Below are 21990 nucleotides of genomic sequence, written 5' to 3'. Positions count from 1 at the left end.
CGGCCGCGGCCGACGGCTCAGCGCGCGACCAACTCCCGCTGGGCCAGGGCCAGCACCTCATCGGTGGTCGGGGGGCTCGGCGGGTGATGCGACAGGCACCAGGGTGTCTGGATCTTGTGAAAGGCGTTGCCTTCCAAGGCCAGATAGAACTGTCCGGAGCGCAGCTTGCTGATGTCGGGCACATTGCCGCCCTTCACCCGCGCCATCTCCCGGGCCACGGCGATCTGGGCGGGGGAGTTCAACAGTCCGTAGAACTGGGTGGTGGCGTTGCCGGGGATGTGGTTGTGCAGCCCGCGCGGGGACTGGGTGGCGAACACCAGACCCAGCCCGTACTTGCGGGCCTGTGACGACAAGGCCAGGGTGCTGTGGGTGCAGGCCGTGGCGTGGCTGGACGGGGCGAAGTTCTGCGCCTCGTCCATCACCAGCAGCCCACCGAGCGGCCGGTCACCGGCCGGGTTGCGCTTGATCCAGGCGAACAGCGCCATCTGCAGCTGATTGACGAACCCCTCCCGCTGCTGGTCGTTGGTCAGGCCGACCATGCTGATCACCGACACCCTTGCCCGGTAACCGGGCGACGGCGTCAACAGCACCCCCGGATCGGCGGCGGTTCCGGCGCCACCGAACAACGGGTCGTTGACGGTGGCGGCACGCAGGTTCTGCGCCAGCTCGGCGGCCAGCTTCTGCGCCCCGCCCAGCGCACTGACCTCGGTGGGCAGATTGGCGAGCAGGTCGATGAAGCCATCGAGGGTGATCGAGCGGCCCGCGCCGTAGAACCGCAGGGCCTCGCGCAACACCGCGCGGGATCGCTCGGCCTTCGCGGTGTTGCCACTGATCAGGGCGCGCGGTTCGAGTGCGGCGACCGCGGATTCGACGGCCTCGGAGAATTCGTCGGCGTCATCGATCACGCTGGCGAAATCGGGCAGCGGCTGGAACGCCAGGGGTCGGCCGGTGGACCGGCGCGGGGTCCACACCACGACTTCGGCGTTGTCGAAGTAGGCGTCGGCGCGCTCGTCGTCGCCCGGGTTCCAGCCCGGCGGGGTCTCGGGCCAGCGGGCGCCGAGCCGGGACAGATCGGTGTTGGGGTCGAGCACGATCGACGAGACGCCGCGCAGCGCACACTCCTCGATCAGGCGCCGGATCAGCACGGTCTTACCCGATCCGGAGCCGGCGAAGATCGCGGTGTGTTTGCGCAGTGCGGCCAGGTCGACCGACACCGGGCGGCCGGTGGTGCTGTCCGGCCCCAGGGTGACCGCGGTGGCCGAATGCTCGATCACCGGAGCGGCCGGCTGCGCAGGGATCGGGCCGGTCGGGAGCTCGGCGTCGATATCGATCTGGGCCGGTGGCGGCGGATCTCCGGCGATGTCGCCGAGCGCGGCACGCAGCCAGCCGATCCCGTGGGCGGGTCGGCGCCGGCGCAGCCACTCGGGCAGGTCGGGGTGGTTGTCGTCGATGAGATCGCGCAGCGCGGTCATCGTGCCCACGTCGTCCTCGCTCATCGGTAACACCCGGCCACCGGCGGCCTCGAACTCCGCGATCATCACGGTGGTTTTCGCGCCTTTGGGCCACGGCGAATTGCGCAGCAGGAACAGTTGACGCCGGTCCGGATTGAAACCCGTTGCCTCCCAGGCTTTCCTGATCCGGTTCTGCACAGCGACGGCGTTACCGGACGAGATCGCGCGGAACGCCCAGTGCCGCTCGTCGTCGGTGGCGGCGTCCAGCGTCTGGCGCAACCGCCCGTGCAGCACCACGCGTTGGCCCGGCAGCGGGTCCGGCCGGAACGCCTGCCCGGCCTCACCCAGCTCGGTGATCCAGGCGTCCAGCGCCGCCGACAGCAGGCCGGGCATCGTGGTGTCCTCGCCGTCGGGATCGAGGGCGGCCACCGTCACCGCCCGGCGCCGGTATTCGGCGAAGCGGCGGTCCAGTTCTCCGGTGTCGCCATGCGCGGTCCCGCCTGCGGNGCTCAGGAGCGTGTACAGCGCCTTTCCCTGCCCGGTGGACCGCGGCGGCGCCTCGGTGCCGAACAGTTTCCGGCACAACGCCCAGCCCGCGTCGGTGAGTTCGTGGATGACGGGCCGGGTGCCGGTGCTCTCGATCAGGCCCAACCGGTTCAGGCGGTCCCGCCGGGGTTTGTCGAGTTTGGGCCCGAGCCGTTCCAGCTCAGGGTTGGGCACCGGGCGGGACTCGGCCATCAGGACCAGCAGGACTGCCTGCTCGGAGCCGGTCAGCTCGTCGGGCATGACATTCACCGGATGCTCACCTTCCTGCCGTCATGGGTGTGGCACGCGGGCGGCCGATACCGGCACGTGTCTCAAGCACGTTAGCGCGTACCCCTGACCCCGCGAGAAACTTGTTGCGCCACACGGATTTCGCCCGCGCCGCGGACGGGGTGGCTCCAGCTACCCGGCGCGCAGCGGCTGTGCCGGGTCGGCGATGCGCTCGGGATCGACCGGCTGTCCCGACCGGATCAACGCCTTGACGTCGTCAAGGACGTCCCAGATATTGACGTTCATGCCCGCCAGTACCCGGTTGTCCGCGTCGAGCCAGAACGCCACGAACTCGCGCCCAGCAACGTCACCGCGGAACACCACGCGCTGATATTCGGGTGCGTGGCCGACGTATTCCATCCCGAGGTCGTACTGATCGGTGAAGAAATACGGCAACTCGTCATATGCGACGGTCCGGCCCAGCATCCCGGCGACCGCCACCGCGGGCTGTTTGAGCGCGTTGGCCCAGTGCTCGGTGCGGATACGTCCCCCGAACAGCGGATGCTGCGCGGCCGCGATGTCGCCGACGGCGTAGATGTCGGGATCGCTGGTGCGCAGCGAGGCGTCGACGAGCACGCCCCCGTCGCCGACGGCGAGTCCGGCACGTTNATTCCTGTGCGGTGAGCGTCGGTGCGGGCAGGCCCCAGGACTCCTGTTCGCCGCTGCCGGTCAGGAAGGCCTCGCCGATGTCCTGCAGCTCGAGGTCGCCGGCACCCAGCAGCACCAGGGCCCGCAGGGTGTGGTGTGCGCGTTTGACGGTGTGCCGGTGGACCTTGTGCAGCGCGTTGACGAAGTCGGTGAGGATCTCGGGTGTCAGGTCGTCGTCGCCGATCACGGCGCGGCGATTGGCCCGCGAGATGTGCGCCACCGAGGACAGTTCCCACAACAGATCTTTGAGCTGGGTCTCCCGTTCGCTGCCCGGCCGCCCCAGGCTCTCCAGGATGCCCGCGCGCGCGGACTGCCAGAAACTGGCCGCGTCGAGCAACTCGACCAGGAAGAAGAAGCCGCCGCCGGTCTGTACCTGCTCGCGGACCTGACCGAGCAGGTGGGTCTTTCCCGATCCGGCGGGGCCACGCACCACCACGCCCAGCGGGCTGGAGTCCGTCTCGCGTTCGGCATCACCGAAGGCCGCCATCACATCGGCCATCGGCCGGTCGTGCAGGCCGCGCACGTGCAACGCGCCCTGTGAGTGCCACAGATCGTCGGCGGTCGGCGCCCAGGTCAGGCGAAGCGCGCTGAGCGCCTCGCGGTGTGACAGCTCCATCAGGACTCGATCGCGATCAGATGCTTGTGCTGATTGCCTATCTCCACTGCGGCATCGCGGTCTGCGGGGGTGAGCACCTTCTGGTTCTCCTCGGGGATCAGGCTGACGCCGGGCTGTTGATAGAGGCTGATCAGCGCGGCATCGACGGTGGGACGGGGCAGCCCGGGCACGGCCTGGCGCAATCGCAGCAGGCTCACCCAGCCGCCGGGCCGGGCGGCCAGGCCGGCGTAGGCGCTCCGCAGCTGGACTTCGGGATTCCCGTTGGGCACGGGCGCGGGTGCGCCCGACGCAACGGATGCGTCGGCGGGCGGGAAGACGTCGGCNATGCCGGTGACCTCGGTGCCCAGCCGCAACTCGATGTTGTGGTCGCGGTACCAGGCGGCGGGATCGACGGTGAAGTCGTCCAGTGTCTTCTTGCCTGCCAGGTATTCCTTGGACAGCGGCGGACGTTCGTAGGGCAGCCGGTCCTCAGCCGCGAACAGCACGACATGACCGTCAAAGTCGTTGTCCCGCAGCGCTTCAGCGGCCTTGGCTCCGGCCAGCCCGCCCCCGACGATCGCGAATGTGGACGAGGTTGTCATGCCAACTCAGCCTACTCGCCCGACACCAGCTGCCTGAGTTTTCTGGCGTTGCGTACCGCGTGACCACCGAGGTCGTTGTTGAAGTACACGACGACGCGATGGCCGTCGTGGTCCCATTGCCGCAGTTGCCGTGCCCAGCGGAGCAGCGCGTCGTCGGCGTAGGAACCGTCGTACATGCGATCGCGGTCGTCGCCGGGGCCGTGCATGCGGACGTAGACGAGGTCGCCGGTCGCGATCATCCGGCAGACCAGCCCGGGCCCGCTCATCACGACATACGCCGCGCCGTGCCGCTCCAGGATCTTGTACACCGCGGGTTCGTGCCAGGACGGGTGCCGCAGTTCCATCGCCACCCGGATCGGGCGGGGGAGCTGGGCCAGGAAAGCGTCGAGCAGTTGGTCGTCCCGCTCGATCGCCGGGTGAAGCTGCACCAGCAGGGCCTCGTTGTGGTCGCCGAGCAATTGCCAGTACCGCTCGAACCGTGGCGTCCAGGCCTCGGGTGAGCGCAGCCGCCGGAAATGGGTCAGCCCGCGGTGTGCCTTGACCGACATGGTGAAGCCGGCGGGCAATTGCTTGCACCAATCGGCGAAGGTCGCGTCAGCCGGCCAGCGGTAGAAGCTGCCGTTGAGTTCGACCGTGTCGAATTCGCCCACGTAGTGGGACAGTCTGGATCTGGCCGGGGTGCCGCGCGGATACAGCACACCGTTCCAGTGGTCGTACGACCAGCCGGAGGTGCCGATCCTGATCATCTGCCATCGCTAGGGGACGTCGGTGTACTGCGGGGTGTATCCCTCGGCCGAGAAGGTGAAACCTTTGCCCGTCACTTCGCGCACACAGGACACGCCGGACTGCTCCTGGACGTTGCACCGGAAACCCGCCACTGCCAGCACCTTTCCGAACGGCAGCACCACGGCGGCGGATTGTGCGAAGTCGGGTTGGGCCAGCGCGGCGAACTGTGCGTCGCCGTCCTGGCCGAGCACCAGGGCGTTCGGGGCCGCGGTCTCCCCGGTGGCGTCGGGGACCTCCTCGGGTGCTCCCGTCACGCCCATCGCCGATGCGCCGTCCGCCGGTTGGCATCCGGCCCGGTCCCTGGGCAGGATCGCGCAGCGCCATCGCCCGCTGGGGGTGCTGAAGTAATAGCCTCTGCGGCCGTCGACGTCGAGCAGGTAGTCGGCGGCGTTGACCAGGTTCGCCGTGCTGTACTGCGGCGGCGGTGTGGTGGTGCTCGCCGGCGGTGGCGGCGCGGCGTCGTCGGTGTTGACGACGGTTCTCGACGCGCATCCGGACAATGCCGCCGCGGCGGCGAGCATGACGAGGCAAGCCTTCACGACGCAAGACCCTAGCCAACCCTCGGGCGGGCCGGACGGTAGCGTCGACATTCCGTGACCTCCGATGCGCGCTCCGCCGGGACCCGGCTCACCGCCGCCTTGTTGACCGCCGGAGCGGTGGCCGGCCTGGTGATCACCACGGTGTCGCTCACGCTGGCCGTCACCCGACCGGGTTTCGACCCGACCAGACACGCCAATTCGCTGTTGGCGCTGGGGGATTGGGGTTGGGTCCAGTCGGTGAACTTCGTCGTGTGCGGGTTGCTGCTGCTGGCCTTCGGTGTCGGGATCTGGCGGTCGACCGTGGGCGTGCGGTCGGGCCGGATCGCCGCGGTATGCGTGGCGGTCTACGGGCTGCTGGCCGGCGTCGTGGTGGGGTTCAATCCGGCCGATCCGGGGTTCGGTTTTCCGCCGGGGGCGCCGAAGGGGTATCCCGGGGTGGCCGAGATGAGCACGTCGGCGAAGATCCACGGCGTCGCCGGATTGTTGGGATTTCTGGCCGTCACCTGTGGATGTTTCGCGCTGGCACGGTATTTCGCGATCGTCGGGGATCGGCTCTGGGCGGTGTGGTCGGGTGGTATCGGGATTGCGGTGTTGTCGGTGTCGGGTTATCTGGCACTCAACACCGGCGAGCAGACCGGCACGTTCAACTATGTGCCGACGTGGGTGGTCGGGTCGGTGCTGTGGTTGTTCGTCGCGGCCGTGGCCGTCCGGCTGCTGCGGTCACATCGCGATACACACGTCGGCGCCCAGTAGCAGCACCGGCCACAGCAGTGTCACCTGACCGAAGGCCACCAGGTCGGCCCCGGCGGGAAATTTGGTCAGCAGGCTCGTCTCGATCAACTGGACCTGTTCGGGGTGGAGGAACGTCCACACCAGGCCGATCACCAGGTACGGCAGCGACAACCACATCAACGTCTCGAGCACCTGCTCGACACTGGCCTTGCGGCTCAGCACCCGGCGGATCGTGTTCATCAGATGAGCGCCTTGCCGGCTGCCACCCGCCGGCGCACATCGGCCAGCAGCAGGTAGCTGCCGCCCTGGCGGATGAACACCGGAAGGAACCGGTTGCCGAAAGCCACGGCCAGGAACAACCATTCGAACAGGCGTTGGCGGCCGCGGCCCCAGCTGAAGCCGACGGCGTCCCGGAACGCCGGGGCGAGGAAGCCCGCGGTCAGGAACTTCAGCAGCGGCCGAAACGGGACCCGCAGCAACGGGTTGATTATTCGCAGATCGACCAGATCGTGTAGGTACCGTCGCACGACGTCGTCCATCTCCACCTGTCGGCACGCCGTGGTCCAGTACGTGTCGAAGTCCGTGCGGGTGGCAGGCCACTGTTCGGGGCTGACCTGCAGGGTGGTGCCCAGGGTGGCGGCGGACTGGTAGAACTGTTCGGCCTGTGCTTCGGTCATCTGGCCGCGCAGCAGCTGGTAGACGTCCTCGAGGCCGACGAACAGGCAGGCCGCCACCCACAGTTGCAGGTCGCGGTCGAAGGCGTTGTACTGCACGGGACTTGACGGCCCGGAGCGGACCTGGCGGTGGGCGGTGTCGACGGCGTCGCGGTACGCCGCCCGGTCCTCGGGGGTGCCGAGAATGGCCACCGCGAGGTAGCTCAGGGTGGTGCGGGCGCGTTTCCACGGGTGTTTGAGCAGATTGCCGGAGTCGACCGTGCTCTCCACGACTCCGTAGCCGACGCCCGGGCGGGACAGCTGCATGATGACGTTCGCCGCGCCGGCGGCGAATCCCCACAGGTCCATCGCGTCGGCGATGGTGACATCGTCGTCGGACCAGCGTGCGGTGCGTCGGGTGATCGAGATCCGGGTGTCGCCGAGGGTCATTCGCGCTCGTTCTCCTCAGCTCATGCACACGTTGGTGAACAGCAGCACCGGCCAGGAAGCGATCGCGCCCAGAAACGACACCACGGCGGAGGTCCGGTCCATATCGGCCAGGTGGCCGGTGTGGGTCAGCGACCAGATCAGGCCGATCAGCAGGTAGGGGACCGCCAGGATGATCGCGGTGCCGATCCACTCGGCGATGGTCATCTGGAAGCCGAGGATCTTGCGTACTGCGGTCAACATCTACCGGTGCCACCCTTCTCGCCAGGCCTCACTATGTTAATGGCGATTCCGGCCCGGCGGTGGGGAACGGCTGAGATCGGGTCGGCGTTCAGGCAGTGGCGTGTGTGGGTGTCCGGATCAGTGCGTCGCGAAGGTCGTCGTCCAGAGACGTGCGCACCAGGGCCGCGGCCAGCTGCGCGGTCTTGTCCGGCGCCAACCGGTGTAAGGCTCGCGGGTCGCCGGGCAGCCCGAGGTCGCGCGCGGCGGCCAGCGCCCGGTCGTCGAAGAACGGCCGCACCCACGTCCAGGTGTCCTGTACTTCGCGCAGGAAGATGTCGGCGCCGGTGTCTCCGATTCCCTTGAACTCTTTCAGGAGTCGTCTCGCGGCGGCGATGTCGCGGTCCGCCGCGGCGGCGAGCCGCCGCAGGTCACCGCGGTAGCGGTCGTCGACCATGGTGGCGATGTCGGTCAATCGGGTAGCCGAACTTTCGTCGTACCGCACGTAGTGCGCGCGGCCGAACGCCCGGATCATCTCGCGCCGCTCGGCGCCGAGGACCGCATGCGGCGTGCGTATGCCACTGCGGTACAGTTCGCGGCCGGCCTCGGTGGCGATGCCGGCGTCGATCGGTTTGCTGGCAAGCATGCACAGCACCAGCAGTTCGAACAGCGGCATCGGCTTGTCGGCCAGCCGGATGCCCGCCTGCTCGGCATAGGTTCGCCCGGCGGCGCTCAGCAGCCGGTGAACCAGGTCCCGCTGCGTGGTCGGCATGTCACAGCGCCTACCCGGTGGCCCCGTGCGGAAAACGTCTCATTTGGGCGGCAGGGTTTTGGCGAAGCCGACCCCTCGGGCGACCCAGCCTTGCAGCTGCCGTTTGGTCTTCAGGGCGTCGGCGTGTACCCGCAACCAGCCGCGCATCTCCCGGCCACCCATCACCATCGGCTCGACATGGTCCCGGCGCAGCAATTGTGCGGATTCGTCGATCGGCACCCGGACCATCAGGCCGCCTTCGCGAGTCGCGGCCACCGACATGTTGCCGTTGACCAGAAACGCGAGCCCGCCGAACATCCGCTTCTCGTCGATGCCGCGTTCGGCGGCGACCAACTCGCGGATGCGATCGGCGAGGTCAGGGTCGAAGGCCATGCCGCCCCAATCTAGGCGATCAGCCGTGGCCGTGCAGCGGCATTCCGGCTGCGGCCATCAGTGCTTCGCCGAGGGCCTCGTTCTGTGTCGGGTGCGCATGAACGAACTTGGCCGCTTCGCCCGGCTTGATCTGGAGGTTGTAGATCAGTTGGGCTTCGCCGATCAGTTCCCCGACGCGTTCGCCGACCAGGTGTATGCCGACCACCGCGCCGGACGGGGCGAGCACGAGTTTCACCGTGCCCGACGTCTTGATGATCTGGCTCTTCCCGTTGCCCGCGAGGTCGTGGCTCGCCGTCTCGACATTGTCGCCGAACCGGGTTCGTGCCTGGGCCTCGGTGAGGCCGACGGAGGCGATCTCGGGCCGGGAGTAGGTGACGCGGGGAATTCCGGTCTCGTCGATCGGGTCCGGATTGCGTTGCGCGAGTACCTCGGCCACGAAGATGCCCTGCTGGAAGGCGCGGTGTGCGAGTTGGGTGCCCGCCACGATGTCGCCGACGGCGTACACGGTGGGCAGAGACGTGCGCAGCCGGTCGTCGGTGACCACGAAGCCGCGTTCGAGCGCGATGCCCGCCGCCTCCAGTCCGTCGGTGCGCGGCACGCGGCCGACGGCGACCAGCAGTAGGTCGGCCTCGATCACGGTGCCGTTCTCCAGGGCGACTGTGACGCCCTCGCTCGTCTGCTCGACGCCGGTGACGCGGGCGCCGGTCTTGGCGGTGATCTTGCGGCGGCGGAAGGCGCGTTCGAGGTGTTTGGATACCGCCTCGTCCTCGTGCGGGACCAGTCGGGGTTCGGCCTCGACGACGGTGACCGCGGTGCCGAACGAGGCCCAGAGGCTGGCGAATTCGACGCCGATGACACCACCGCCGAGGATCACCGCGCGCTGCGGGATCGACCGCAGCTCGAGCGCCTCGTCGCTGGTGATCACCCGGTCACCGGTCTCGATTCCGGGCAGCGGTTTCGGGGCGGAGCCGGTCGCGAGCACGATGGCGCCACCGGTGACCGTCTGCCCGCCGACATCGACGGTGTTCGGTCCGGTGAGGCGGCCGCGACCGTTGAGCACCGTGACACCCTGTGCGGGCAGCAAGGCCTGCAGTCCCTTGTGCAGGCGCGTGACCACGCCGTCCTTGTAGGCGTGCAGCCGCTCCGGGTCGATGCCGTCGAATGTGGCGTTCACCCCGAATTGTGCTGCCGCCCGGGCATTGTCGGCGATCTCGGCGGCGTGCAGCAGGGCCTTGGTGGGGATGCAGCCCCGGTGCAGGCACGTCCCGCCGACCTCGCCTTCCTCGACGAGGATCACCGACAGCCCCAGCTGGGCGCTGCGCAGTGCGGTGGCGTAGCCGCCGGGACCGCCGCCGAGGATGACGACGTCCGCAGAGGTGCTTGTCATGAAATCTCCTTTTTGGCTTGGGTGTAGAGCTGGCCGGCGCGATACGACGACCGGACCAGTGGACCGGACAGCACACCGGCGAATCCGATCTCGCGGGCGATATCGCCGAGCTCGGCGAACTCGTCCGGTGGGACCCACCGCGCGATCGGATGGTGGCGAGGGCTCGGGCGCAGGTACTGCGTGATGGTCACCAAGTGGCACCCAGCCTCGTGGAGGTCGTGCAGCGCTTGTACGGCTTCGTCGGGCGTTTCGCCCAGACCCAGAATGAGATTGGACTTCGTGATGAGTCCGGCTTCTGCGGCGCTGGTGATCACCTGCAGCGAGCGGGCATAGCTGAATCCGGGGCGAACCCGGCGGAACATCCGTGGCACGGTTTCGAGGTTGTGGGCGAGCACCTGAGGCCGCGAGTCGAACACCTCGGCGAGTTGGTCGGGCCGGCCGGTGAAATCGGGGATGAGCAGTTCCACTCCCGTTCCCGGACAGCGGCGGTGGATTTCGCGGACCGTTTCGGCATACAGCCAGGCGCCGCCGTCCGGCAGGTCATCACGTGCGACGCCGGTGATGGTCGCATACCGAAGTCCCATCGTGGCCACCGATTCGGCGACGCGGCGCGGCTCGTCGCGATCGAGCGGCGCGGGCCGTCCCGTATCGATCTGGCAGAAGTCGCAGCGCCGCGTGCATTGGTCGCCACCGATCAGGAACGTGGCCTCCCTGGCCTCCCAGCATTCGAAGATGTTGGGACAACCAGCTTCCTGGCACACCGTGTGCAGGTTCTCCCGCTCGACGAGCGCGGTGAGATCGCGATATTCGGGGCCGGTGCGGACACGGGTCTTGAGCCACGGCGGCTTGCGTTCGATCGGCGTCGCGGCGTTACGGACCTCCAGCCGCAGCATCCGGCGGCCCGGTGGGATGACGGTCATCGGCTACCAGCCGCGTTCGGCGAGCCGGTGGGGCTGGGCGATCTCCTCGACGTTGATACCGACCATGGCCTCGCCCAGACCACGCGACACCTTGGCCAACACATCGGGATCGTCGTAGAACGTGGTGGCCTTGACGATCGCCGCGGCCCGCTGCGCGGGGTTACCCGACTTGAAGATCCCCGACCCGACGAACACCCCCTCGGCACCGAGCTGCATCATCATCGCCGCATCCGCCGGAGTCGCGATACCCCCGGCGGTGAACAACGTCACCGGCAACTTGCCGGCCCGCGCCACCTCGGCCACCAGGTCATACGGCGCCTGCAGCTCCTTGGCCGCCACATACAACTCATCCTCGCTCATCGAGGTCAGCCGACGGATCTCGCCACCGATCTTGCGCATGTGCGTGGTGGCGTTGGACACGTCGCCGGTGCCGGCCTCACCCTTGGAACGGATCATCGCCGCGCCCTCGGTGATCCGGCGCAACGCCTCACCCAGATTCGTCGCCCCACACACGAACGGCACCGTGAAGCGCCACTTGTCGATGTGATTGGTGTAATCGGCCGGGGTCAACACCTCGGACTCATCGATGTAATCCACACCCAAGCTCTGCAGGATCTGGGCCTCGACGAAATGGCCGATGCGGGCCTTGGCCATCACCGGGATGGTGACCGCCTCAATGATGCCGGAGATCATGTCCGGATCCGACATGCGTGACACCCCGCCCTGGGCCCGGATATCGGCCGGCACCCGCTCCAGGGCCATCACCGCCACCGCACCCGCACCCTCGGCGATCTTCGCCTGCTCAGGAGTGACCACATCCATGATCACCCCACCCTTGAGCATCTCAGCCATACCGCGCTTCACACGCGCGGTGCCGGTCTCATTGGTCATTTCGGTTCTTCCTCAATCTGATTCAGCATTCGACGAGATTCACCGACACGTTGACGGCGAGGCCACCGGTCGAGGTCTCCTTGTACTTCGCGCTCATGTCCAGCCCGGTGCACCGCATGGTTTCGATCACCTGGTCGAGTGTCACCCGGTGTGTCCCGTCACCGCGCAGCGCCATGCGCGCGGCGTTGATGGCCTTGCCCGCCGAGATGGCGTTGCGCTCGATGCACGGGATCTGCACGAGCCCGCCGATCGGGTCGCACGTCAAGCCCAGGCTGTGTTCCATGGCGATCTCGGCGGCATTCTCGACTTGTTGCGTTGTGCCACCGAGGATTTCGGCCAGGCCGGCGGCGGCCATGGACGCGGCCGAGCCGACCTCGCCCTGACAGCCGACCTCGGCTCCGGAGATCGACGCGCGCTCCTTGTAGAGCGAGCCGATGGCCCCGGCGGTGAGCAGGAAACGTAGCGCCGTGTCATCTGAATCGGACTTGCCTGCCGCGGTGTAGTGCAGCGCATAGTGCAGCACCGCGGGAATGATGCCGGCGGCACCGTTGGTCGGTGCCGTGACAATCCTTCCCCCCGAGGCGTTTTCCTCGTTGACCGCGAGCGCCACGAGGTTGACCCAGTCCTCGGCGAACGCCGGGTCCCGGTTCGGGTCTTCCGCGTCGAGCCGCTCGTACCAGTCGCGGGCGCGGCGACGCACCCGCAGGTTGCCGGGCAGGTCGCCGTCACGGGTGATACCCCGACGCTGGCAGGCCGCCATGACGTCGCGGATGTGCAGCAGCCGTTCGCGGATCTCCGGCCGTGACCGCGTCACCATCTCGTGATTGAGCATCACGGCGCTGATCGGAAGCCCGTGCCGGTCGGTCAGGTCGAGCAACTCGGCGGCCGAGCCGAACGACCACGCGTTGCGCGACGCACTGCGGTTCTGTTCGGGCTCGGATTCGGTGACCACGAACCCACCGCCGACCGAGAAGTACGTCTCCGACCGCACCTGGCGCCCGTTGGCGTTCAGCGCCGTGATGGTCATCCCATTAGGGTGGCGCGGCAGCACGGTGTGCGGATGCAGCCGGATGTCGCCTTCTGCCAAGGCGATCGGCACGCGTCCGCCCAGGTTGATATGCCCGCTTGCGCGTAATTCCCGCAGGCGGCGTTCCATCTCGTCGGTTTCGATCGTCTCCGGCTGGTACCCATCGAGGCCCAGCAGGATCGCCGGCATGGTGCCGTGGCCGCCGCCGGTGGCCGCGAGCGAACCGTACAGATCGACATCGACAGCGGCGACCTCGCCGATCAGCCTGTCTCTGCTGAGATCTTCGGCGAATCGCGCGGCCGCCCGCATCGGTCCGACGGTGTGCGAGCTCGACGGCCCGATGCCGACCGAGAAGAGCTCGAACACGCTGATGGTCATTCCTATAGTCCCGGGTAGAGCGGGTACTTGTCGGCGAGCGTGCGGACCTGGGCGGCCAGGTCGCTGACGTCGGCGTCGGCTCCCGCGACCAGGGCGCGGGCGATGAGGTCGGCGACACGGCTGAAGTCGTCATCGTCGAACCCGCGGGCCGCGAGTGCGGGCGTACCGATCCGTAGGCCAGAGGTGACCATCGGCGGCCGCGGATCGAACGGCACGGCGTTGCGGTTGACGGTGATGCCGATCGCGTCGAGCCGGTCCTCGGCTTGTTGGCCGTCGATGGCCGCGTCCCGCAGGTCGACCAGCACGAGGTGCACGTCGGTGCCGCCGGTCAGGACGGTGATGCCGGCCTCTTTGGCGTCGGGCTGGCTCAGCCGGTCGGCAAGGATCCGGGCACCACGCAGGACGCGCTGCTGGCGTTCGGCGAACTCGGGCTGGGCGGCCATCTTGAAGCCGACGGCCTTGGCGGCGATGACGTGTTCGAGCGGGCCGCCCTGCTGGCCGGGGAACACCGCCGAGTTGAGCTTCTTGGCCAGCTCGGCCTCGTTGGTGAGGATGATCCCGCCACGCGGACCGCCGAGTGTCTTGTGGGTCGTGGAGGTGACGACGTGCGCGTGCGGCACCGGGGAGGGGTACAGGCCCGCGGCCACCAAACCGGCGAAGTGGGCCATGTCGACCATCAGGTAGGCGCCGACCTCGTCGGCGATCTCCCGGAAGCGCGCGAAGTCGAGCTGGCGTGGATAGGCCGACCAGCCACCGATGATCAACTGCGGCTTGCGCTCCCGCGCGATCCTGGCGACCTCGTCCATGTCGATGAGGTAATCGGAGCGGGAGACGCCGTAGGCCGCGACGTTGTAGAGCTTGCCGGAGAAGTTCAGCCGCATGCCGTGGGTGAGGTGGCCGCCGCAGTCCAGCGACAGCCCGAGGATGGTGTCGCCCGGCTTGATCAGCGCATGCATGACGGCCGCGTTGGCCTGCGCGCCCGAATGCGGTTGAACATTGGCGAACTCGGCGCCGAACAACTCCTTGACCCGGCCGATCGCGAGTCGTTCGATGACGTCGATGTGCTCGCATCCGCCGTAGTAGCGCCGCCCCGGATATCCCTCGGCGTACTTGTTGGTGAGCACCGAACCCTGCGCCTGCATCACCGCGAGCGGGGCATGGTTCTCCGAGGCGATCATCTCGAGCCCGACGCGTTGGCGCTGCAGTTCGAGGTCGATCGCCTCGGCGATCTCGGGATCGAATTCGACCAAGGTGTCGTTGAGCACGCTCATGCCGGAACTCCGTTCTTGTCAGCGTATTCGGCGGCGGTGATAAGCACGGCCGTGTCGGTGGGCGCGACGGCGAACAGCCAGCCCTGGCCATAGGGATCGGAGGTCACCAGGCTCGGGTCGTCGATGGCCGCGGTGTTCACCTCGGTGACCTCACCGCTGACCGGCGGGTAGAGCTCGGAGACCGTCTTGGTGGATTCGACCTCGCCGCAGACCTCGCCGGCCGTCACGGTCGTGCCCACCTCGGGCAGGTCGAGGTAGACGAGATCGCCGAGGGCCTGCGCGGCGACGGCGGTGATACCGATCCGCACCGGCTCGTCGGGCAGGGCGGCACCGGGTGCGATGAGCACCCACTCGTGTTCCTCGGTGTAGCTGCGGTCGGCGGGAATCGGGTTGGCAGACATGGGTTTTCCTCTCGGCTAGCGGCGGTAGAAGGGGGATGGGGTGACCTCGAACGGTTCCCGTTTGCCGCGCACGTCGACGGTGAGTGCGGTTCCGGGTTCGGCGAGGCCGATGTCGAGGTAGGCCAGGGCGATCGGGTATCCGAGGGTGGGGGAGAGCGCACCTGAGGTCACCACACCGACCGGCTCGGCGTTGTCGGCCTGGTGCAGGGAATACCCGGCGCGCGCGGCCCGCCGCCCGGCGCCTTTGAGCCCGACCAGGGTCCGCTTCAGGGGCCGCTCGGAAAGACGTTGTAGCGCATCGCGGCCGACGAAGTCCTTGGTCAATCGCACCACCTTGCCCAGGCCCGCCTCGTACGGGTTGGTCGCCGAGCTCAGTTCGTGTCCGTACAGCGCCATGCCGGCTTCCAGCCGCAGGGTGTCGCGGCAGGCCAGGCCGGCCGGGCTCCCGTCGGCGCCCGCGGNAGCGCGGCGATGGCCTCGGCCTGGTGTTGCGGCGCCAGTGATCGCACGATCGCGGCCGAGGCAGGCCCCTGCACCGCGATCAGCGCGGTGTCGCCGGACCGATCCGTCACCGCGGCATCGAAACCCTCTGTGCGTGTGGTGAATTCGGTGGCGACGGCCGGCGCGTTGGCCGCGTTGGCGACAATCAGGAAGTGCTCGTCGGCCAGGCGGTACACCACCAGGTCGTCGATCACGCCGCCGTCGACGTTGCACATCAGCGAGTACTTGGCCCGGCCGACCGCGATCTTGGACAGCTCGCCGACGAGCGCGAAGTCGAGCGCCGCGCCGGCCTGCGGACCGCTGACCTCGATCTCGCCCATGTGCGAGAGGTCGAACAACCCGGCTGTGCGGCGGACCGCATGGTGCTCGGTCAGTTCGCTGCCGTACTTCAGCGGCATCTGCCAGCCCGCGAAGTCGGTGAACGTCGCGCCGAGCTCGCGGTGCTCGCCGAGCAGCGGTGACGCGGTGGTGGGTGCGGTACTGGTCATGCGAACACTTCCTCACGGTCGGATGTGGTGGGGGCGTCGGAGATCTCGAAGGCTTCCGGGGCCGGGCACGAACACACCAGGTTGCGGTCCCCGTACACACCGTCGATACGGCGCACCGGCGGCCAATATTTGTTGCGGCGCAGCGCATCGACCGGATACACCGCGTACTGCCTGTCGTAGGGCAGATCCCAGTCGGGTGCGGTCACCTGTTCGGCGGTGTGCGGCGCCTGCCGCAGCGGGCTCTGCTCCAGCGGCCACACGCCGGAGCCGACCTGGTCGATCTCGCGGCGGATCGCGATCATCGCTTCGATGAACCGGTCCAGCTCGGCGAGATTCTCCGACTCGGTGGGTTCGACCATGAGCGTGCCGTTCACCGGGAACGACAGCGTCGGTGCATGGAAACCGTAGTCGATCAGGCGCTTCGCGACGTCCTCGGCGGTCACTCCGGTGGCCTTGGTCAGGGCGCGCAGGTCGAGGATGCACTCGTGCGCGACAAGCCCGGCCGGACCGGTGTAGAGCACCGGGTAGTGCTCGGCGAGTGCACGGGCCAGGTAGTTGGCGGCCAGCACCGCGGACTTGGTGGCCGCGGTGAGGCCGTCGGGACCCATGAGCGCCAGGTAGGCCCAGGTGATCGGAAGAATGCCCGCCGAACCGTAGTTCGCGGCCGAGACGGGTGCCGGTCCGTCCTCGGCCAGGGGATCGCCCGGGAGGAACGGGGCCAGGTGCGCCCGCACGGCTACCGGGCCGACACCCGGACCGCCGCCGCCGTGTGGGATGCAGAATGTCTTGTGCAAGTTCAGGTGTGACACGTCACCGCCGAAGCGGCCGGGTTTGGCGAGCCCCACCAGGGCGTTGAGGTTGGCGCCGTCGACATACACCTGGCCGCCCGCCGCGTGGACCAGATCGCACACCGTGGTGATGTCGTTCTCGTACACGCCGTGGGTGGACGGGTAGGTGAGCATGATGGCGCCGACCGAGCCGTCATGGGCGGCGAGTTTGGCCCGCAGGTCGGAGATGTCGATGTTGCCGTTGGCCGCCGTCCCGACGACCACCACCCGCATGCCCGCGAGCACCGCCGACGCGGCGTTGGTGCCGTGTGCGGATTGGGGGATCAGGCAGACGTCGCGGTGGGATTCGCCGCGCGAGCAGTGGTAGGCGTTGATGGCCAGCAGCCCGGCCAACTCGCCCTGCGACCCGGCGTTGGGTTGCAGCGAAACCCGGTCGTAGCCGGTGATTTCGGCGAGCCAGCCCTCAAGGTCGGCGATCAGCGCCAGGTACCCCTCGGTCTGCCCGCCCGGCGCGTATGGGTGAATACCGGCGAATTCGGGCCAGCTGATCGGCTCCATCTCGACGGCCGAGTTGAGCTTCATGGTGCACGAGCCGAGCGGAATCATGCTGCGGTCCAGGGCGAGATCCTTGTCGGACAGCTCGCGCAGGAAGCGAAGCATCGCCGTCTCCGACCGGTGCTCGTGGAACACCGGGTGGTGGAGGTAGGTCGAGGTGCGTACCAGTTCCGTTGGGAATCCGGTGGTTACGGCGGGCTGGATGGATGCGTCGAACACCGCGAGCACCCGGGCCACGACGTCGTCGGTCGTGCGTTCGTCGCACGCGATGCCGATGTGGTCGGAGTCGACGAGCCTGAGGTTGATGCCGTCGGCCTCGGCGGCTGCGACGAATCGTCGTGCCGCACCGGGGGTGTGCACCTGGACGGTGTCGAAGAACCACTCGTGGACGACATCGTGTCCGGCCGCGCGCAGACCGGCCGCGATGGTGCCGGCGTGCCGGTGAATGCGAGTGGCGATGGCGCGCAGGCCGTCCGGGCCGTGGTAGGCCGCGTACATCGCGGCGACGTTGGCCAGCAGCGCCTGCGCCGTGCAGATGTTGCTGGTGGCCTTGTCGCGGCGGATGTGCTGCTCGCGGGTCTGCAGCGCCAAGCGGTAGGCCGGCTTGCCTTCGGAATCCAGGGAAACCCCGACCAGCCGTCCCGGCAGCATGCGTTCGAGGCCGGCGCGCACCGATAGGTAACCGGCGTGCGGACCGCCGAAGAACAGGGGCACACCGAACCGCTGCGCCGACCCGACGGCGATGTCGGCGCCGAGCTCACCGGGGGCGCGCAGCAGCGTCAGCGAAAGCAGGTCGGCGGCAACGGTTGTCAGCATTCCGCGGGCGGCGGCGGCGACGATCAGCTCCGCCAGCTCGCGCACCACGCCGCTGGCCCCCGGGGCTTGCAGCACCATGCCGAACGCGTCGCCTTCGGGTAGGCCGTCGGTGAGGTCGACGACGTCGATGTCGATGCCCACCGCCCGGGCCCGGCCGCGCACGAGGGCGATGGTCTGCGGCAGGCACTCGGCGTCGAGGATGACGCGGCTGGACTTCGTCTTGTTGGCGCGCCGCATGAGCAGCACCGCCTCCATCACCGCGGTGGCCTCGTCGAGCAGGGATGCGCCCGCGATCGGCAGCGCGGTGAGGTCCTGGATCATGGTCTGGAACGTCAGCAGTGCCTCGAGCCGGCCCTGGGAGATCTCCGGCTGATAGGGGGTATACGCGGTGTACCAGGCCGGCGATTCGAGCATGTTGCGCCGCAGGACGGCGGGCGTGACGGTGTCGTAGTAGCCCATACCGATCATCTGCACGTGCGGCCGATTGCGTTCGGCCAACGTTCGCAGGTCGCTCAGCACGCGATCCTCGTCGCGAGCGGCAGGCAGCTCCAGCGGTTCGGTGATGCGGATCTGGTCGGGCACCGCCGCATCGATGAGCTCATCGAGATCGCGGTAGCCCAGGCTGCGTAGCAGGTGAGCTGTTTCGGCGGCGTCGGGACCGATGTGGCGCGCGGGGAAGTTCACGAGGTGACTCCGGTTTCGGTAGCGTCCGGGGACACCGGACGTCAACTGGGACACCTCCCCGCTCTGTCCTGAAACCTGAGAGTCTGAGCGCGATTGCGCCGTACACCTTCGGTAAGTGCCGGAAAAGCAGCACTGTTCTCCAGAGTTGCCTCGACGCAGCGGTATTGAGCCTGAGAGATTCCCGGGGAGGAAGTTGCTCCTACGGCGCCTCCAGATGGAGGATTCTCCCGCTGCGGGTCAACAGCGTATTGAGTTGTTCACCACACCTTACCTGATCGATGTGATGTTGTAAACCATTGGGGTGCAACGAATTTCGTCACACGGGTGCGAGCGGCGCCCCATCCCGGGGGGCGCCGCTCCGCGGGCGTGCGGTCAGTCCTGTTCTGCGGCTTCGAGATCGGCGCGGAATCTGGCTTCGCGGGCCAGGTGGCCCGGGCGCCGCCGCAGCACCGCCCAGGCGATGCCGAGAACGATGAACCAGACCGGCGTGACCAGCAGCGCCTGCAGCGTGTCCTGCTTCTGGGTGAAGGCCCAGACCAGGAACACGAAGAAGGCCAGCACCACGTAACACATCACGACGCCGCCGGGCATCTTGAACTTCGACGCCTCGTGCAGTTCGGGCCTGCGCTTACGGTAAGTCAGGTAGCTGATCAGGATGATCGACCAGACGAACATGAAGCACAGCGACGAAATCGTGGTCACGATCGTGAATGCCTCGATGATCGAGTCGCCCACGACCACCATCACCACGCCCGACAACAAGAACACTCCGGACAGGAACAATGCGTTGGCCGGCACCCGTCGTGACGTCAGCTTGCCGAACCGGCTGGGGGCGTCGCCTTCCTGGGCCAGGCCGTACACCATCCGGGAGGTCGAGTAGATCCCCGAGTTGGCCGAGGACGCCGCCGAGGTCAGCACGACGAAGTTGACCACCGACGCGGCGATGCCGAGACCGGCGAGGCTGAACATCGCCACGAACGGGCTGTTGTCCGGGCTGATCTCACGCCACGGCGTCACCGAGATGATCACCGCCAACGCGGCGACGTAGAACAGCATCACACGCACGGGGATCGAGTTGATGGCCTTCGGCAGGTTGCGTTCGGGATTCTTGGCCTCGGCCGCGGTCGTGCCCACCAGTTCGATACCGACGAACGCGAAGGTGGCGATCTGGAATCCGGCGACGAATCCCATCGGGCCGGTCGGGAAGAAGCCGCCGTCGTTCCACAGGTTCGCGAAGCTCGCCACCGCGCCGTTGGGCGCTTCGAAATGGCGGAAGACCATGACGAGCCCGATGACGATCAGTGCCACGATCGCGACGATCTTGATGAGGGCGAACCAGAACTCGGTCTCACCGAACGCGCGCACCGTCGGCAGGTTCAAACCGATCAGCACGCCGACCGTGACGAGCGCCGGTATCCACAGCGGCAGATCGCCCCACCAATAGCTCACGTAACCCGAGATCGCCACCACGTCGGCGACACCGGTGACGATCCAGCAGAACCAGTACGTCCAGCCCGTGAAGAAGCCCGCCCACGGCCCGAGCAGATCGGCCGCGAAGTCGGCGAACGACTTGTAATGCAGATTGGACAGGAGCAGCTCGCCCATGGCCCGCATCACGAAGAACAACATGAAGCCGATGATCATGTAGACGAAGATCACCGACGGGCCGGCGAGCGAGATCGTCTTGCCCGAGCCCATGAACAGCCCGGTGCCGATGGCGCCGCCGATGGCGATGAGCTGAATGTGCCGGTTGGACAGCTGCCGGTCGAGCCGTGGCTCGGCCGATGAGGGAGTCGATGCCGCTTCGGGGGCGGTCAGGTCACTGGATTGGGACATAACACCTCAAAGGATCTCAGGCGCGAAGGAGAGCGCGGACTGCGGGCGCCTCCCCACTCTGTCGCTTGAACCTGAGAGTTTTCACGATCCGCCGTTGACCGACGATTCGCTTGCCCCTTCGGTGAGCCGAACATGCTGCTCGACTGCTTTCCAGAGGTGCCTAGTCGCGGCGATACCGGTGCCTGAGAGATTCCTGGGGAGGATTTGCTCCTGCGGCGCCCGCCAACCGGATGGGACGGGGCTCTCCCGCCGCGACTCAACGGCGTTTTGAGTTGTGAGCCACTCCCGACCTCGAAGTGTGCCGCGCGTCACGTTATCAGTCGGATGCGGATTGCGCACCCCCGGTCACGACGGGACGATCGCGGTGTCGCCCAGCTGGGCTTCCGGTTGTGCGGCGCGGCCGGCGACCATCAGCGACACCAGGTCGAAGACGATGGTGGCGGCGGCCACCGACGTGATCTCGGCGTGGTCGTACGCCGGCGCCACCTCGACGACATCGGCGCCGACGATGTTCAGTCCGCCCAGCTTGCGCAGCATGCGCAGCAGCTCACGCGATGTGAAACCGCCCGCTTCCGGGGTACCGGTGCCGGGGGCGAACGCCGGGTCGAGCACGTCGATGTCGATCGAGAGGTACACCGGCATGTCGCCGACGCGGCGGCCGACGATGTCGACCGCGGCGTCGGTGCCGATCACGTCCAGGTCGCCGGCCCGGATGATCTTGAATCCCATGTCGGCGTCGTCGCTCAGGTCGAGTTGGTCGTAGATCGGTCCGCGAATACCGACGTGGATCGAGTGGTCCTCGATCAACAACCCTTCCTCGAATGCGCGGCGGAAGATCGTGCCGTGGGTGACCGGGGCGTTGAAGTAGGTGTCCCAGGTGTCGAGGTGGGCGTCGAAGTGCACGAGTGCCACCGGCCCGTACTTGGCATGCAGTGCACGCAGGTTCGGCAGGGCGATCGTGTGGTCGCCGCCGATTGCGACGATGCGGCGGTCGCCGTTGCCGAGGACCTCGGCCGTGTGGTCCTGGATCTGTCGGCAGGCGGCAGCGATGTCGTAGGGCGTGACCGAGATGTCGCCGGCGTCGACGACCTGAACCGTCTGCAATGGCGCGACCCCGAGTTCGACGTGATAGCCCGGTCGGATGGTGCGGGCGGCCTGGCGCACGGCCAGCGGACCGAATCTGGCGCCCGGCCGGTACGACGTGCCGCCGTCGAACGGGATTCCGAGGATGGCGATGTCGTAGTCGCTCACCTCGTGCACGTCGGCGATGCGGGCGAAGGTGCTCTTGCCCGCGTAGCGGGGTACCTCCGTGGCGGGCACGGCCCCGACGAGGCCGGTACGTGCGTCGACGGTTGGAGGGGTCGGTCGAATGCTCACTGGTTTCCTGTCTTTCGTTGTGTGAGGGGGTGATGGGGACG

The 21990-nt window shown here is 67.9% G+C and carries 17 protein-coding genes, 5 pseudogenes and 2 riboswitches; of the genes and pseudogenes, 1 reads left to right on the top strand and 21 read right to left on the bottom strand.

The genetic code is table 11. The features are described 5' to 3' along the window. Positions 1–17 precede the first annotated feature (17 nt). From BN4332_RS05920 to BN4332_RS05890, 6 genes and pseudogenes are all read right to left on the bottom strand, one after another. A pseudogene (locus tag BN4332_RS05920) lies at positions 18–1934 on the bottom strand (ATP-binding protein); the annotation flags it as partial. Between the two features lie 462 nt (positions 1935–2396). After that, a pseudogene (locus BN4332_RS05915) lies at positions 2397–2870 on the bottom strand (oxidoreductase C-terminal domain-containing protein); the annotation flags it as partial. Between the two features lie 4 nt (positions 2871–2874). Further along, a pseudogene (locus BN4332_RS05910) lies at positions 2875–3528 on the bottom strand (ATP-binding protein); the annotation flags it as partial. 329 nt (positions 3529–3857) lie between these two features. Next, positions 3858–4109: pseudogene (locus tag BN4332_RS05900) on the bottom strand (FAD-dependent oxidoreductase); the annotation flags it as partial. Between the two features lie 11 nt (positions 4110–4120). After that, the gene (locus BN4332_RS05895) at positions 4121–4855 is read right to left on the bottom strand and encodes a DUF72 domain-containing protein (protein WP_066897616.1); all 735 of its coding nucleotides are present in this window, start codon (positions 4853–4855) and stop codon (positions 4121–4123) included. A gap of 9 nt (positions 4856–4864) precedes the next feature. Next, positions 4865–5434, bottom strand: coding sequence for a hypothetical protein (locus tag BN4332_RS05890; RefSeq protein WP_235654032.1), 570 nt, complete (start codon positions 5432–5434; stop codon positions 4865–4867). Positions 5435–5488: 54 nt separating this feature from the next. Between BN4332_RS05890 and BN4332_RS05885 the strand changes: the two genes are divergently transcribed. Then, positions 5489–6187, top strand: a complete 699-nt coding sequence (locus BN4332_RS05885; RefSeq protein ID WP_066897614.1) for a DUF998 domain-containing protein — start codon at positions 5489–5491, stop codon at positions 6185–6187. Here BN4332_RS05885 and BN4332_RS05880 read toward each other — a convergent pair. The 15 genes and pseudogenes from BN4332_RS05880 to speB form a co-directional block, all read right to left on the bottom strand. Next, positions 6155–6406 carry a hypothetical protein gene (locus BN4332_RS05880; RefSeq protein ID WP_066897613.1) on the bottom strand — a complete coding sequence of 84 codons (252 nt, stop codon included), beginning with the start codon at positions 6404–6406 and terminating at the stop codon, positions 6155–6157. The two genes, BN4332_RS05885 and BN4332_RS05880, sit on opposite strands and share 33 nt — an antisense overlap. After that, positions 6406–7269: an oxygenase MpaB family protein gene (locus BN4332_RS05875; protein ID WP_066897612.1), complete on the bottom strand. Its 864-nt coding sequence runs from the start codon at positions 7267–7269 to the stop codon at positions 6406–6408. Before BN4332_RS05875 ends, BN4332_RS05880 begins: the two co-directional genes overlap by 1 nt. A 15-nt stretch (positions 7270–7284) precedes the next feature. Next, the gene (locus BN4332_RS05870) at positions 7285–7509 is read right to left on the bottom strand and encodes a hypothetical protein (RefSeq protein ID WP_066897611.1); all 225 of its coding nucleotides are present in this window, start codon (positions 7507–7509) and stop codon (positions 7285–7287) included. 88 nt (positions 7510–7597) lie between these two features. Then, positions 7598–8257 (bottom strand): endonuclease, encoded by a 660-nt coding sequence (locus BN4332_RS05865; RefSeq protein ID WP_066897610.1) that lies wholly within the window; start codon positions 8255–8257, stop codon positions 7598–7600. 39 nt (positions 8258–8296) lie between these two features. Then, positions 8297–8629: a TfoX/Sxy family protein gene (locus BN4332_RS05860; protein WP_066897609.1), complete on the bottom strand. Its 333-nt coding sequence runs from the start codon at positions 8627–8629 to the stop codon at positions 8297–8299. Between the two features lie 19 nt (positions 8630–8648). Next, a complete protein-coding gene (gene lpdA, locus BN4332_RS05855) occupies positions 8649–10016 on the bottom strand; it encodes a dihydrolipoyl dehydrogenase (protein ID WP_066897608.1) in 1368 nt (455 codons plus the stop codon). Next, entirely contained in the window at positions 10013–10936 is a 924-nt protein-coding gene (gene lipA / locus BN4332_RS05850; RefSeq protein ID WP_066897607.1) for a lipoyl synthase, read from the bottom strand. The genes lpdA and lipA overlap by 4 nt, the downstream gene beginning before the upstream one ends. 3 nt (positions 10937–10939) lie before the next feature. Continuing rightward, a complete protein-coding gene (pdxS, locus tag BN4332_RS05845) occupies positions 10940–11827 on the bottom strand; it encodes a pyridoxal 5'-phosphate synthase lyase subunit PdxS (RefSeq protein WP_066897606.1) in 888 nt (295 codons plus the stop codon). Positions 11828–11849: 22 nt separating this feature from the next. Next, positions 11850–13232 (bottom strand): L-serine ammonia-lyase, encoded by a 1383-nt coding sequence (locus BN4332_RS05840; RefSeq protein ID WP_066897605.1) that lies wholly within the window; start codon positions 13230–13232, stop codon positions 11850–11852. A gap of 2 nt (positions 13233–13234) precedes the next feature. Beyond that, the gene (gene glyA / locus BN4332_RS05835) at positions 13235–14503 is read right to left on the bottom strand and encodes a serine hydroxymethyltransferase (RefSeq protein WP_066897604.1); all 1269 of its coding nucleotides are present in this window, start codon (positions 14501–14503) and stop codon (positions 13235–13237) included. Then, entirely contained in the window at positions 14500–14904 is a 405-nt protein-coding gene (gcvH, locus tag BN4332_RS05830) for a glycine cleavage system protein GcvH (protein WP_066897603.1), read from the bottom strand. Before gcvH ends, glyA begins: the two co-directional genes overlap by 4 nt. Positions 14905–14919: 15 nt before the next feature. Further along, positions 14920–15893, bottom strand: a pseudogene (locus BN4332_RS05825) (glycine cleavage T C-terminal barrel domain-containing protein). After that, a complete protein-coding gene (gene gcvP, locus BN4332_RS05820) occupies positions 15890–18736 on the bottom strand; it encodes an aminomethyl-transferring glycine dehydrogenase (protein WP_235654031.1) in 2847 nt (948 codons plus the stop codon). Before gcvP ends, BN4332_RS05825 begins: the two are co-directional and overlap by 4 nt. 149 nt (positions 18737–18885) lie before the next feature. Further along, positions 18886–18976: riboswitch (glycine riboswitch) on the bottom strand. Positions 18977–19108: 132 nt separating this feature from the next. Then, complete coding sequence (cycA, locus tag BN4332_RS05815) at positions 19109–20572, bottom strand: D-serine/D-alanine/glycine transporter (RefSeq protein WP_066897602.1); 1464 nt, start codon at positions 20570–20572, stop codon at positions 19109–19111. Between the two features lie 160 nt (positions 20573–20732). Continuing rightward, positions 20733–20831, bottom strand: a riboswitch (glycine riboswitch). Positions 20832–20917: 86 nt separating this feature from the next. Further along, positions 20918–21949 carry an agmatinase gene (gene speB, locus BN4332_RS05810; protein ID WP_066897601.1) on the bottom strand — a complete coding sequence of 344 codons (1032 nt, stop codon included), beginning with the start codon at positions 21947–21949 and terminating at the stop codon, positions 20918–20920. Positions 21950–21990 lie beyond the last annotated feature (41 nt).

This window comes from Mycolicibacterium houstonense (assembly GCF_900078665.2).
GTDB lineage: Bacteria > Actinomycetota > Actinomycetes > Mycobacteriales > Mycobacteriaceae > Mycobacterium > Mycobacterium houstonense.
Note: the sequence above shows the minus strand (reverse complement) of the source record. Positions and strands in the feature narration are given on the sequence as shown.

Excerpts from the sequence above, each read along its gene's own strand:
- glyA (WP_066897604.1), bottom strand. The coding sequence starts at position 14,503 with ATGAGCGTGCTCAACGACACCTTGGTCGAATTCGATCCCGAGATCGCC.
- cycA (WP_066897602.1), bottom strand. The coding sequence starts at position 20,572 with ATGTCCCAATCCAGTGACCTGACCGCCCCCGAAGCGGCATCGACTCCC.
- gcvH (WP_066897603.1), bottom strand. The coding sequence starts at position 14,904 with ATGTCTGCCAACCCGATTCCCGCCGACCGCAGCTACACCGAGGAACAC.
- BN4332_RS05870 (WP_066897611.1), bottom strand. The coding sequence starts at position 7,509 with ATGTTGACCGCAGTACGCAAGATCCTCGGCTTCCAGATGACCATCGCC.
- BN4332_RS05875 (WP_066897612.1), bottom strand. The coding sequence starts at position 7,269 with ATGACCCTCGGCGACACCCGGATCTCGATCACCCGACGCACCGCACGC.
- lpdA (WP_066897608.1), bottom strand. The coding sequence starts at position 10,016 with ATGACAAGCACCTCTGCGGACGTCGTCATCCTCGGCGGCGGTCCCGGC.
- pdxS (WP_066897606.1), bottom strand. The coding sequence starts at position 11,827 with ATGACCAATGAGACCGGCACCGCGCGTGTGAAGCGCGGTATGGCTGAG.
- BN4332_RS05865 (WP_066897610.1), bottom strand. The coding sequence starts at position 8,257 with ATGCCGACCACGCAGCGGGACCTGGTTCACCGGCTGCTGAGCGCCGCC.
- BN4332_RS05880 (WP_066897613.1), bottom strand. The coding sequence starts at position 6,406 with ATGAACACGATCCGCCGGGTGCTGAGCCGCAAGGCCAGTGTCGAGCAG.
- BN4332_RS05860 (WP_066897609.1), bottom strand. The coding sequence starts at position 8,629 with ATGGCCTTCGACCCTGACCTCGCCGATCGCATCCGCGAGTTGGTCGCC.
- BN4332_RS05895 (WP_066897616.1), bottom strand. The coding sequence starts at position 4,855 with ATGATCAGGATCGGCACCTCCGGCTGGTCGTACGACCACTGGAACGGT.
- lipA (WP_066897607.1), bottom strand. The coding sequence starts at position 10,936 with ATGACCGTCATCCCACCGGGCCGCCGGATGCTGCGGCTGGAGGTCCGT.
- BN4332_RS05840 (WP_066897605.1), bottom strand. The coding sequence starts at position 13,232 with ATGACCATCAGCGTGTTCGAGCTCTTCTCGGTCGGCATCGGGCCGTCG.